Source organism: Vibrio sp. Vb0304, from assembly GCF_033338995.1.
Taxonomy (GTDB): Bacteria; Pseudomonadota; Gammaproteobacteria; order Enterobacterales; family Vibrionaceae; genus Vibrio; species Vibrio alginolyticus.
The window spans coordinates 22162-34357 of the sequence record NZ_JAWOTT010000007.1; the positions used below are offsets into that span (position 1 = coordinate 22162).

Annotated in this window: 10 protein-coding genes and 1 pseudogene; all 11 read left to right on the top strand. The window is 46.7% G+C overall.

The window, feature by feature from the left end; genetic code table 11:
• Window positions 1-3: 3 nt before the first annotated feature.
• The gene (gene flhB / locus R7P35_RS11210; protein WP_042524097.1) at window positions 4-1134 is read left to right on the top strand and encodes a flagellar biosynthesis protein FlhB; all 1131 of its coding nucleotides are present in this window, start codon (window positions 4-6) and stop codon (window positions 1132-1134) included.
• Window positions 1135-1344: 210 nt separating this feature from the next.
• Window positions 1345-3444: a flagellar biosynthesis protein FlhA gene (gene flhA / locus R7P35_RS11215; RefSeq protein ID WP_025998722.1), complete on the top strand. Its 2100-nt coding sequence runs from the start codon at window positions 1345-1347 to the stop codon at window positions 3442-3444.
• Window positions 3445-3472: 28 nt separating this feature from the next.
• On the top strand, window positions 3473-4990 hold the full coding sequence (gene flhF / locus R7P35_RS11220; RefSeq protein ID WP_033907111.1) for a flagellar biosynthesis protein FlhF: 1518 nt from the start codon (window positions 3473-3475) through the stop codon (window positions 4988-4990).
• A 14-nt stretch (window positions 4991-5004) separates the two neighbouring features.
• Entirely contained in the window at window positions 5005-5892 is an 888-nt protein-coding gene (locus tag R7P35_RS11225) for a MinD/ParA family protein (protein ID WP_005380498.1), read from the top strand.
• Window positions 5885-6619: an RNA polymerase sigma factor FliA gene (locus tag R7P35_RS11230; RefSeq protein ID WP_005380499.1), complete on the top strand. Its 735-nt coding sequence runs from the start codon at window positions 5885-5887 to the stop codon at window positions 6617-6619. The genes R7P35_RS11225 and R7P35_RS11230 overlap by 8 nt, the downstream gene beginning before the upstream one ends.
• A 45-nt stretch (window positions 6620-6664) precedes the next feature.
• Window positions 6665-7033 carry a chemotaxis response regulator CheY gene (gene cheY / locus R7P35_RS11235; RefSeq protein WP_017635949.1) on the top strand — a complete coding sequence of 123 codons (369 nt, stop codon included), beginning with the start codon at window positions 6665-6667 and terminating at the stop codon, window positions 7031-7033.
• A 118-nt stretch (window positions 7034-7151) separates the two neighbouring features.
• Entirely contained in the window at window positions 7152-7892 is a 741-nt protein-coding gene (locus tag R7P35_RS11240; RefSeq protein WP_005380502.1) for a protein phosphatase CheZ, read from the top strand.
• A gap of 9 nt (window positions 7893-7901) precedes the next feature.
• Window positions 7902-10142, top strand: coding sequence for a chemotaxis protein CheA (locus R7P35_RS11245; RefSeq protein ID WP_025767173.1), 2241 nt, complete (start codon window positions 7902-7904; stop codon window positions 10140-10142).
• A gap of 29 nt (window positions 10143-10171) precedes the next feature.
• Window positions 10172-11284 carry a protein-glutamate methylesterase/protein-glutamine glutaminase gene (locus tag R7P35_RS11250; RefSeq protein ID WP_025767174.1) on the top strand — a complete coding sequence of 371 codons (1113 nt, stop codon included), beginning with the start codon at window positions 10172-10174 and terminating at the stop codon, window positions 11282-11284.
• 8 nt (window positions 11285-11292) lie between these two features.
• Window positions 11293-12072, top strand: a complete 780-nt coding sequence (locus R7P35_RS11255) for a ParA family protein (RefSeq protein ID WP_005380505.1) — start codon at window positions 11293-11295, stop codon at window positions 12070-12072.
• Window positions 12062-12196, top strand: a pseudogene (locus tag R7P35_RS11260) (chemotaxis protein CheW); the annotation flags it as partial. The gene R7P35_RS11255 and the pseudogene R7P35_RS11260, both read left to right, overlap by 11 nt.

Genomic DNA, 12196 nt, shown 5'->3' on the forward strand with positions numbered 1-12196 from the left:
GATTTGGCAGAATCAGACGGTCAGGAACGCACCGAAGAAGCCACGCCCCGACGGTTACAACAAGCCAGAGAAAAGGGGCAGGTCGCTCGATCTAAAGAGCTCGCATCAGCATCTGTGCTGATCGTTGGCGCCATTTCATTGATGTGGTTTGGAGAGGCGTTAGCACGTTCATTGTTTTCCATCATGAGCCGTTTATTTGATCTTCAACGAGAAGAGATTTTCGATACTGCAAAACTGTTTGATATCGCTTTGGGCGCGATGAGTGATTTGTTGTTCCCACTATTTTTGGTGTTAGCGACATTGTTTACCGCCGCCATGATTGGAGCAGCAGGTGTGGGAGGAATCAGTTTTTCTGCCCAAGCGGCCATGCCCAAGCTGTCGAAAATGAATCCGCTTAGCGGCTTAAAGCGAATGGTTGGCATGCAAAGCTGGGTAGAGTTGATCAAATCAATCCTTAAAGTGGTTCTGGTCACTGGTGTCGCCATCTATTTGATCCAAGCATCGCAGGCCGATCTGATTCAATTGAGCATGGATGTGTATCCGCAAAACATCTTCCATGCTTTAGATATTTTGCTGAGCTTTATTTTGCTGATCAGTTGCTCGCTATTGATTGTGGTTGCCATCGATATTCCATTTCAAATCTGGCAGCACGCTGATCAGTTAAAAATGACGAAGCAAGAAGTCAAAGACGAATACAAAGAGACTGAAGGTAAGCCGGAAGTGAAAGGCCGTATTCGTATGTTGCAAAGGGAAGCGGCTCAACGTCGAATGATGGCGGATGTTCCTCAAGCTGATGTTATTGTTACTAACCCAGAGCACTTCTCGGTAGCGCTTCGTTATAAACAGAAGACAGACCGTGCGCCAGTCGTGATCGCTAAAGGTACTGACCACATGGCGATGAAGATTCGAGAAGTCGCCCGCGAACATGACATTACGATTGTGCCCGCACCACCTTTGGCTCGTGCGTTGTACCACACGACAGAGCTCGAGCAAGAGATCCCCGATGGGTTATTTACTGCCGTCGCTCAGGTTTTGGCATTTGTATTCCAATTGAAGCAATACCGAAAACGAGGTGGACAGCGCCCGAAAATTCAAGATTATGATTTGCCAATCCCGCCCGAGCACCGTCATTGATACGAAAAGCGGTAAAGCCTTAAAAAAGCTCGTTTGATCAAAAGCTAAGCTCTATTTGAGTGTTTAGTCATTATTTTGGCGCTAATTATGGTACATAGATTGCTTAAAACGCTTTAATTATCAACCCTACCTAAACTTTTAGGCTAAAGCGGTCGCGTATTAATAGTAAGAGCTTACGTGACGCTTCAATCGATTGAGATCTCTCGCAGTATGAAGTTAAGCCTGCCGTTTGCAGATAAATTGCCACGAATCCCTCAACGTGAAATGCCAGCTATTGGTGCTCCGGTGATGGTTTTGGCCACCCTAGCGATGGTGGTACTGCCGATTCCAGCATTTTTGCTGGATATGTTCTTCACCTTTAACATCGCGCTGTCGATGGTGGTGTTGTTAGTGACCGTTTACACACGTCGCCCTTTGGACTTCGCTGCTTTTCCAACGGTATTGCTGATCGCCACGTTGCTCCGCTTGGCTTTGAACGTTGCCTCGACTCGTGTCGTCTTACTGCATGGTCATGAAGGCGGTAATGCGGCAGGTAACGTAATTGAGGCGTTCGGTAACGTCGTTATTGGTGGTAACTACGCGGTCGGCCTAGTGGTTTTCCTCATCTTAATGATCATCAACTTTATGGTGGTGACCAAAGGTGCGGGTCGTATCTCTGAGGTAAGTGCTCGCTTTACGCTTGATGCGTTGCCGGGTAAGCAAATGGCGATTGATGCCGACTTGAATGCCGGATTGATAGACCAAGAGCAGGCAAGAGTTCGTCGTTTTGAAGTGACCAAAGAAGCGGATTTCTATGGCTCGATGGATGGTGCCTCGAAGTTCGTAAAAGGTGACGCGATTGCCGGTATTTTGATTCTGTTTATCAACATCGTCGGCGGTCTGTCGATCGGTATGGCGCAGTATGGATTGGGTTTCGGTGAAGCGATTGAAATCTATACCTTACTGACAATCGGTGATGGTTTGGTCGCACAAATCCCATCGCTATTGCTGTCGATTGCAGCGGCAATGATGGTGACGCGCCAAAACACCGATGAAGACATGGGGGAACAACTGGTCTTCCAGATGTTCGACAACCCAAAAGCGCTGATGATTACTGCGGCTATTCTTGGTGTGATGGGCATCGTACCGGGCATGCCACACTTTGCGTTTTTGAGCCTGGCAGTCGCGGCCGGTGCAGCGGCATATTTCATCGACAAACGGCAGAAGCAGAAAGCGAAAGAGCCCGCTTTACCAGCAACAGCAGACGAAGGTACAGAACCTTCCTCACAGCGCGAACTGTCTTGGGATGACGTCCAGCCAGTCGATATTATTGGCTTGGAAGTCGGTTATCGCTTAATCCCTTTGGTGGACAGAGACCAAGGTGGGGAACTGCTAGAGCGCGTAAAAGGCGTGCGTAAAAAGTTATCGCAAGATTTTGGGTTCCTAATTCCAGCGGTTCATATTCGTGACAATCTTGAGCTGACCCCAAACAGTTACCGAATTACATTGATGGGGGTTGCGGTGGGCGAAGCAGAGATTCGTCCGGATCAAGAGCTAGCGATTAACCCAGGTCAGGTGTATGGCATGATTGATGGTGAGCCAACCATTGACCCTGCTTTTGGACTGGAAGCCGTATGGATCCGAGAAGATCAGCGTGAGCACGCGCAGGCTCTGGGTTATACGGTTGTTGATTCATCAACGGTATTAGCGACGCACCTAAGCCAGCTATTGACCAACAACGCATCACAGCTAATTGGTCATGAAGAAGTAGAGAATTTATTAGAAATGTTGGGACGCAGCGCGCCTAAGTTAGTCGAGAACTTTGTTCCTGACCAATTACCATTAGGTGTGGTGGTGAAAGTCCTACAAAACTTGTTAAACGAGGCCATTCCAATCCGCGATATTCGCACGATTGTTCAAACTTTGGCTGAGTACTCAAGTAAGAGTCAAGAAGCTGACATATTGACGGCAGCAGTTCGAATTAGTCTTAAACGTCTAATTGTTCAAGAAATCAATGGTATAGAGCCTGAGTTACCAGTGATTACTTTGATACCTGAACTGGAACAAATATTGCATCAAACTATGCAAGCATCAGGAGGCGAATCCGCGGGGATTGAACCGGGACTCGCTGAGCGATTGCAATCTTCACTAAGCCAAGCGACACAGGAACAAGAACTGAAAGGCGAACCTGCCGTTCTGCTTACTTCTGGTGTATTACGCTCGACGTTGGCGAAATTTGTGAAGAACACAATACCTAATCTCCGGGTACTGTCTTACCAAGAAATCCCGGATGAAAAACAGATCAGAATTGTGCAAGCCGTGGGTAACTGATCTCACGCATCATTAATGGATTCATAGTTTGAAAATAAAGCGATTTTTTGCCAAAGACATGAGAACGGCGCTGCTCCAAGTGAAAGAGGAGTTAGGCGCGGAAGCGGTGATCATGTCAAACAAGAAAGTGGCTGGTGGAGTAGCGATTGTTGCGGCGATAGATAGTGAATCTAATCCGTCTCAAGCAAGCGCAGCGTCACAGCAAAATCGCGGTGCTTCTCAATCGAATCGCTATAACGAACATCGTCAAATGTCATCGTCTTCTGCTGATCGTTACCAAGATCGTCATTTAGATGAAGATAAAATTAGCCTGAACAGTAATAACAGTAACAATGAAAAAACAGGCTCAATGACGCAGCGATTCGCTAATATGCTTAAGCAATATAGCGGTGGTGCAGCAGATGCTGACGACCACGTAGCGGAAAATGAAGATTCGCTCTCTGCTTTGCTGCAACGCCAAAATAAGCATCGCGACGGCTACAACCAAGAAAAGCCAGCGCCATATCAACCAGATTCACCTTTGGCGAAGCTAATCGCACAGGACAATCGATTTGAACGTCCGACGCCCAAGCTGGACCCGACGCGCTATGACCGACGTCGCCCAAGTGATGAGCGTGACGAATCGGCCGATGAGCTAGAAAGCATGCGCGAAGAGATGACGTCAATTCGTCGTCTGTTGGAGCACCAAGTTTCTGGTCTGATGTGGCAAGAAGTAGAACGCCGTGAGCCACTAAGAGCAATGCTGATTAAGCGCTTAGAGCGAATGGGCGTTTCTCCGGAGTTAGCAGACCAGATGGCCTGTTATATCCCGGAAGATACAAAGCCAGCGCGAGCGTGGAAAGCGTTATTGTCGCTGGTGGCGGATCAAATCAATATTCCTAAACAGGACATTTTAAAACGTGGTGGCGTAGTCGCATTGTTGGGTCCGACGGGGGTTGGGAAAACAACAACCGTAGCGAAACTCGCAGCACGCGCAGCCATGGAATACGGTGCCGACAATGTGGCCCTTGTGACAACAGATACATATCGCATAGGTGCACATGAGCAACTCTCAATTTACGGAAGAATTATGGGTTGTCCCGTAAGAGTTGCTAAAGATTCTAACGAGTTAGCCGATGTTATATATCAGCTAAGAAACAGAAGACTGATTTTGGTCGATACGGCAGGGATGGGGCAACGAGATGTGAGGCTTTCCGAGCAGCTCGACACTCTAATGCAAGAGAGCGGGGAAGTGATTCACAGCTACCTTGTTTTGCCGGCTACCGCACAACGTCGTGTTCTACAAGAAACGCTGGATCACTTCCGACGTATACCACTTTCGGGTTGTATTATGACGAAGCTTGATGAGTCATTAAGCCTAGGCGAATTCATCAGTGTAGTGATTCAAAACGCAATGCCAGTAGCTTACATCGCTAATGGTCAGCGCGTACCAGAAGACATTGTGATAGCGCAACCAAAATATATGCTTGCGAAAGCAAATGAACTGTTAGAGAAGTCGACAGAGAACGAACCTCACTTTTGGAACAGTGACAGTGAAGGACTCTAAGGCGGCGGACTACTATGACTGAGAATATGATACACGATCAAGCAAGCGGCCTCCGTCGCTTAACACAACCATCGTTGACCAAAGTGATTGCTGTTACTGGCGGCAAAGGTGGTGTGGGGAAATCAAACGTAACACTGGGTCTGGCGATTTGTATGGCTCGCCAAGGCAAGAAGGTGATGGTTCTCGACGCTGATTTAGGTCTGGCCAATGTGGACGTGATGCTCGGAATTCGTGCAAAACGTAATCTAGGACATGTCTTAGCGGGTGAATGTGAGCTAAAAGATGCGATTGTCGAAGGGCCTTATGGTATAAAGATAATTCCTGCAACTTCTGGCACACAGAGCATGACAGAGCTTTCTCACGCTCAGCATGCCGGACTCATCCGAGCATTTGGTAGTCTTGAAGACGAAATGGATGTCCTGCTGATTGATACCGCTGCTGGTATCTCTGACATGGTAATCAGTTTTTCGCGAGCAGCTCAAGATGTGGTTGTAGTTGTGTGTGATGAACCGACGTCAATCACAGATGCCTATGCATTAATCAAGCTGTTGAGTAAAGAACACCAAGTTCAACGCTTTAAAGTTGTAGCAAATATGGTCAGAAGCTACCGTGAAGGGCGAGAATTGTTTGCAAAGTTGACACTAGTCACAGAGCGATTCTTGAATGTTAGCCTTGAACTCGTAGCATGTATTCCATTAGATGATAAAGTACGACAGGCTGTAAAAAGACAAAAAATTGTCGTTGATGCGTTCCCACGCTCGCCTGCTGCTTTAGCTATCAGCTCACTAGCAAACAAAGCGTTGACGTGGCCACTACCGAAAACACCAAGTGGACACTTGGAATTTTTTGTGGAAAGGTTGCTAAATCGTACCGAATTCGCAGAGGACCCTTTTGGTGAATAAAGCGATAACCTATGACCAACATGGCAAATTTAATAGCCAGCAGGCGTTCATTGAACGTTATTCAGTGTTGGTTAAGCGCATTGCTCACCACCTACTAGGCCGTTTACCGCCGAGTGTTCAGGTAGAGGATTTAATTCAGGCCGGCATGATCGGTCTTATCGAAGCTCAGCAGAATTATGATGGTTCTAAAGGTGCGAGCTTTGAAACTTATGCAGGTATCCGTATTCGTGGCGCAATGTTAGATGACATGCGTAAAGGCGATTGGGTACCGCGTTCTGTTCATAAAAATAATCGAGAGATTAACCAAGCGATTGCGGAGCTGGAAGGCGAATTAAATCGAGATCCTACTGATTCTGAAGTAGCCACGCATCTCGGTATGACACTGGATCAATATCATAGTGCTCTTACCGATATCAACTGCTCAAAATTAGTCGGTATTGAAGATTTAGGCGTTTCTGATGATGTGATTTCACCAGCGGATGAAACCGATGACAGCAACCCATTCAAAGGGGTAGTTGATGAATCATTTCGAAAAGCACTGGTTGAATCAATAAAACAGCTTCCAGAGCGTGAAGCTTTGGTTCTTTCGCTTTATTATGATGAAGAACTCAATTTGAAAGAAATTGGCGATGTGTTAGGCGTAAGCGAATCTCGCGTAAGTCAAATACTGAGTCAAGCGATGCAACGTTTACGTACCAAGCTCAGTGCGTGGACACAAAATGACTAAAAACACTGATTTTACGATTCAGTGGAGGCAATTTTGAATAAAAACATGAAGATCCTTATTGTTGATGATTTCTCAACAATGCGCCGTATTGTTAAAAACCTGCTTCGTGACTTGGGTTTCAATAACACTCAAGAAGCGGACGATGGTTTAACCGCATTACCAATGCTGAAAAAAGGTGACTTCGATTTTGTTGTAACTGACTGGAACATGCCAGGTATGCAAGGCATCGATTTGCTTAAACACATCCGCGCGGATGCAGAACTTAAGCATCTGCCAGTTCTAATGATCACGGCTGAAGCGAAGCGTGAGCAGATCATTGAAGCTGCTCAAGCAGGTGTAAACGGCTACATTGTTAAGCCATTTACTGCTGCAACATTAAAAGAAAAATTAGATAAAATTTTCGAGCGTTTATAACTCTCTCTTTCTCTTTGTTATTCGAGTCATTCATACCAATTATTAAATACCTATTAAATGACTCGTTTAGCGTTTTCAAAGTGATAAGAAGAACTAAACGTAAAAGGGTCTATTCAGAATGATCTCACTAGAGCAGGCGAAGTCACTCGTTCAAATGCTAGAAAACGGGGAACAAGACCAAGCCAATATGCTTGTTGCCTCGATCTACGAAGGTGCCGATAACCCAATGCTGCAAGAAATTGGAGCGTTAACTCGAGACCTTCACGAATCACTCAAGCAGTTCAGTCTCGATCAGCGCATGACCGAAATTGCGAAAGACGAAATCCCTAACGCTAGGGATCGTCTCAATTATGTGATCGAGAAGACAGAGCTTGCAGCCAACAAAACAATGGATGCGGTCGACTGCTGCCTTCCTATCGCTGACAACCTGCATGATTGCCTTCTAAAAGTTCGTCCTCAATGGAATGAACTCATGCACGGGCGCATAGAATTAAGCGAATTTAAAGCACTGTGCCACCGAATCGACGGGCTATTAGTGCAAGTCGAAGGTGACAGCACTGAATTGCGCGGCCAGTTGACCGAAATTCTCATGGCGCAAGACTTCCAAGACCTAACTGGCCAAATCATTCGCCGCGTAATTACGTTGGTTAATGAAGTAGAAGGCCGCTTAGTGGAAATCCTAACCGTATTCTCTGGAAATAAACTTGAAGAACATATTCAAGTTTTGTCAGAACCGGCAGATAAAAAGAATACACAAACAAGCGAAGCCGAAGGCCCGATTCTTCATCCAGAACTGAGAGAAGATGCGGTTTCATCGCAGGACGAAGTTGATGACTTGTTGTCCAGTCTTGGATTTTAAAGGTAACGTATGAGCTACGATTTAGACGAAGATATTCTTCAGGACTTTCTCATTGAGGCTGGGGAAATTCTCGAGCTGCTTTCTGAGCAGTTGGTTGAATTGGAAAATAACCCAGAAGACAAAGACTTACTTAATGCTATTTTCCGCGGGTTTCATACCGTAAAAGGCGGTGCCGGCTTCCTTTCATTGGCAGAGCTAGTCGATACTTGTCATGGTGCGGAGAACGTGTTCGACGTTTTACGAAACGGTCAACGCACGGTAACGCAAAACTTAATGGATACGATGCTAAAAGCCTTGGATACGGTTAATACCCAGTTCCAGGCTGTTCAAGATCGTGAGCCGTTAGAAGCTGCGGACCCTGAGCTTCTTGAAGAACTTCATCGTCTATGCAAACCTGAGTCAGAAGATGAAGTAGCGGCAACCGTAGTTGAAGAACCAGTGGCTACTCCAGAGCCTATTATTCCCGAGCCTATCATCGAAGAACCTGCTGCGCCGTCAGCACCATCAAGTGTCGGCTCTGTTGATGAAATTACCCAAGACGAATTCGAAAAGCTACTTGATGAGCTTCATGGTAAAGGTTCAGCGCCAGGCGCTTCAATGTCTGCGACATCTACAACGCCATCTGAACCGCCTCAATCGAGTGCGCCATCAGTTGAAAGTGGTGATATCACTGATGATGAGTTTGAACGTTTACTCGATGAACTGCACGGTGTAGGAAAAAGCCCTTCTACGGCAGAGGCTGCTGCATCTGCATCCGTACCAGTAGAGCCACCTAAAGCGGCAGAGCCTTCCGTTCCAGTGTCATCTTCATCAAATCAAGACAGTGACTTAATGACGGACGAAGAGTTCGAAAAGTTACTCGATGAGCTACATGGTTCAGGTAAAGGTCCAACGCTAGAAGAATTGGATATGGCAACGAAGCCTGCTTCAGCAAACGTAGAGCAAAGCCCTGCGAAACCTGAGCCTGTTGCTAAGCCAGCACCCGTTCAAACAGCGCCAGCACCAAAGCCAGAATCTAAACCAGTCGCCGTAAAAGAAGAAGCTAAAGCACCAGCGGTTAAAAAACCTCAGGCTGAAGCAACCGTTCGTGTTGATACCTCGACGCTTGATACCATCATGAACATGGTGGGTGAGCTCGTATTGGTTCGAAACCGCCTATTAAGCCTTGGTTTGAATAGCGACAACGAAGAGATGTCCAAAGCGGTCGCTAACCTTGATGTGGTAACTGCGGATCTACAAGGCGCGGTAATGAAAACGCGTATGCAGCCAATTAAGAAAGTGTTTGGCCGTTTCCCGCGCGTTGTCCGTGACTTGGCTCGTAACCTAAATAAAGACATCGTGCTAGAAATGCGCGGTGAAGAAACCGATCTCGATAAGAACCTTGTAGAAGCATTGGCCGATCCGTTGATTCACTTGGTACGTAACTCGGTTGATCACGGTATTGAAATGCCAGACGCACGCGCGAAGGCCGGCAAATCACGCACAGGTAAAGTGATTTTGTCAGCATCGCAAGAAGGGGACCATATTGAACTATCCATCGTAGATGATGGTGGCGGTATGGACCCGAACAAACTGCGTGGCATCGCGGTGAAGCGTGGCATGATGGATGAAGATGCGGCGGCACGTTTAACAGATAAAGAGTGCTTCAACCTTATCTTCGCACCTGGTTTCTCAAGTAAAGATAAAATTTCTGACATCTCTGGTCGTGGTGTGGGTATGGACGTGGTTAAGACGGCGATCAATACCTTAAACGGTTCAATCGATATCGATTCTGAGCTAGGCAAGGGCACTAAGATTACGATCAAAGTACCACTAACGTTAGCGATTTTACCGACTCTGATGGTTGGTGTTGGCGGTCATCCGTTTGCTCTACCACTGGCTTCGGTGAGTGAAATTTTCCACTTAGATCTTAGCCGTACAAACGTGGTAGATGGTCAGCTGACGATCATTGTACGTGAGAAATCTATCCCACTATTTTACTTACAAAACTGGTTAGCATCCAAATCGCAAAACGTCCAAGAGCGTACTGGTCACGGTCACGTGGTGATTGTACAGATTGGTAACCAACGCGTTGGTTTTGTTGTGGATACGCTTATTGGTCAAGAAGAAGTGGTTATTAAGCCACTCGATAATCTATTACAGGGCACTCCAGGTATGGCTGGTGCGACAATTACTAGCGATGGCCACATTGCATTAATTCTAGATGTGCCTGATTTACTTAAGCGATACGCTGCGGCTTCACGCCTTTAAGCAAAGCTGACGTTATTAAAAGGAATAAGATGGCGATTAAAGTACTAGTCGTTGATGATTCGAGTTTTTTCCGACGTCGCGTGAGCGAAATCATCAACTCAGAATCGCGCCTAGAAGTGATTGACGTTGCGGTAAATGGTAGAGAGGCGGTTGAGAAAGCCAAATCTCTCAAACCTGACGTCATCACGATGGATATTGAAATGCCAGTGATGGATGGCATTACAGCTGTACGTGAAATAATGGCCGCTGCTCCAACGCCAATTCTAATGTTTTCGTCCCTGACCCACGACGGGGCGAAAGCTACGCTTGATGCGCTAGATGCGGGCGCATTGGACTTCTTACCGAAAAAGTTTGAGGACATTGCGCGTAACCGTGAAGAAGCGGTGTCATTACTTCAACAGCGTGTGATTCAGATTGCCTCGAAGCGCGCTTTCATGCGTCGACCTATCGCTCGCCCAACAGCGAGTACCAGCACGACTACTCGATCATTAGGTTCAAGAACGGCTTCACCTGTGACTCCAACACCAACTCGACCTGCTGCGACAAAGTACCGTGCTTCTGGTAAGAAGTATCAACTGACGGCAATTGGCACATCAACAGGTGGCCCCGTTGCTCTACAAAAAATTCTGACGCGTTTGCCGATGAACTATCCGCATCCGATTGTATTGATTCAACACATGCCAGCAACGTTTACTGCTGCGTTTGCTAGTCGTTTGAACACCTTGTGTAAGATTCAAGTGAAAGAAGCACAAGATGGCGATGTGTTACAGCCCGGTGTGGCATACCTTGCACCAGGTGGGAAACAAATGATGGTGGATGGACGAGCGGGCGCTGCTCGTCTTCGCATTATTGATGGCGGCGACCGCATGAACTACAAACCATGTGTGGATGTGACTTTTGGTTCTGCCGCAAAAGTATATGGCGACAAAGTGCTCTCTTTAGTGTTGACAGGCATGGGTGCAGACGGTCGTGAGGGCGCTCGCATGTTGAAGTCTGCAGGCTCAACAATTTGGGCACAAGATGAAGAAAGTTGTGTTGTTTATGGCATGCCCCAAGCGGTTGCTAAAGCAGGCATTTCTTCAGAAGATTTACCGCTTGACCGCATTGCTGAACGCATGTTGGTGGAAGTTGGCCTAGCTTAGGATTCATCATGATTGTTTGGAGTGTAGCTAACCAGAAAGGAGGTGTGGGTAAAACCACCTCAACAGTGACATTGGCGGGCTTATTGAGCCAGAAAGGCCATCGAGTATTGATGGTTGATACTGATCCTCACGCCTCACTGACTACTTATCTCGGTTATGATCCTGATGCAGTAACTTCGAGCCTATTTGATTTATTCCAGTTGAAGACGTTTTCTCGTGAGACGGTTAAACCGTTGATTTTAGAAACAGAGCTGGAAGGAATGGATATCATTCCCGCGCATATGTCCCTTGCCACGCTTGATCGCGTAATGGGTAATCGCAGTGGTATGGGATTAATCTTAAAACGGGCGCTGCAAACTGTCTCACAAGACTATGACTATGTGTTGATTGACTGTCCGCCAATCCTTGGCGTGATGATGGTGAACGCGCTGGCAGCCAGTGACCGAATTTTGATTCCTGTTCAAACAGAGTTTTTGGCAATGAAAGGTCTAGAGCGCATGATGCGTACGCTAACCATTATGCAAAAATCTCGCCCGGGCGGTTTCAAAGTGACTATCGTCCCAACCATGTACGATAAGCGCACGAAAGCGTCATTGCAGACATTGATGCAACTGAAAAAAGATTATCCAAATCAAGTGTGGACCTCAGCGGTGCCTATTGATACCAAGTTCCGCGATGCCAGTTTAAAGCACTTGCCAGCGTCGCATTTTGCTTCTGGTAGTCGTGGTGTGTTTGCCTATAAACAGCTACTGATTTACCTGGAGAGGTTGGCGTTCGATGAGCAGTAATGATGTGCTGTCCAGTGAACAAGCACTTGATGACTACTTTAATGCATTACTGGATGATGAAACTGAAATAACGACTCTTGAGGAAGACCTTGACCTGTTGGCTCAAGAGGTATCATCTGCAGAG

What these genes read in the sequence shown, in the direction of transcription:
- flhA (WP_025998722.1), top strand. Translation starts at nt 1,345, where the DNA reads ATGAAGTTAAGCCTGCCGTTTGCAGATAAATTGCCACGAATCCCTCAA.
- R7P35_RS11225 (WP_005380498.1), top strand. Translation starts at nt 5,005, where the DNA reads ATGACTGAGAATATGATACACGATCAAGCAAGCGGCCTCCGTCGCTTA.
- cheY (WP_017635949.1), top strand. Translation starts at nt 6,665, where the DNA reads ATGAAGATCCTTATTGTTGATGATTTCTCAACAATGCGCCGTATTGTT.
- R7P35_RS11240 (WP_005380502.1), top strand. Translation starts at nt 7,152, where the DNA reads ATGATCTCACTAGAGCAGGCGAAGTCACTCGTTCAAATGCTAGAAAAC.
- R7P35_RS11245 (WP_025767173.1), top strand. Translation starts at nt 7,902, where the DNA reads ATGAGCTACGATTTAGACGAAGATATTCTTCAGGACTTTCTCATTGAG.
- R7P35_RS11250 (WP_025767174.1), top strand. Translation starts at nt 10,172, where the DNA reads ATGGCGATTAAAGTACTAGTCGTTGATGATTCGAGTTTTTTCCGACGT.
- R7P35_RS11255 (WP_005380505.1), top strand. Translation starts at nt 11,293, where the DNA reads ATGATTGTTTGGAGTGTAGCTAACCAGAAAGGAGGTGTGGGTAAAACC.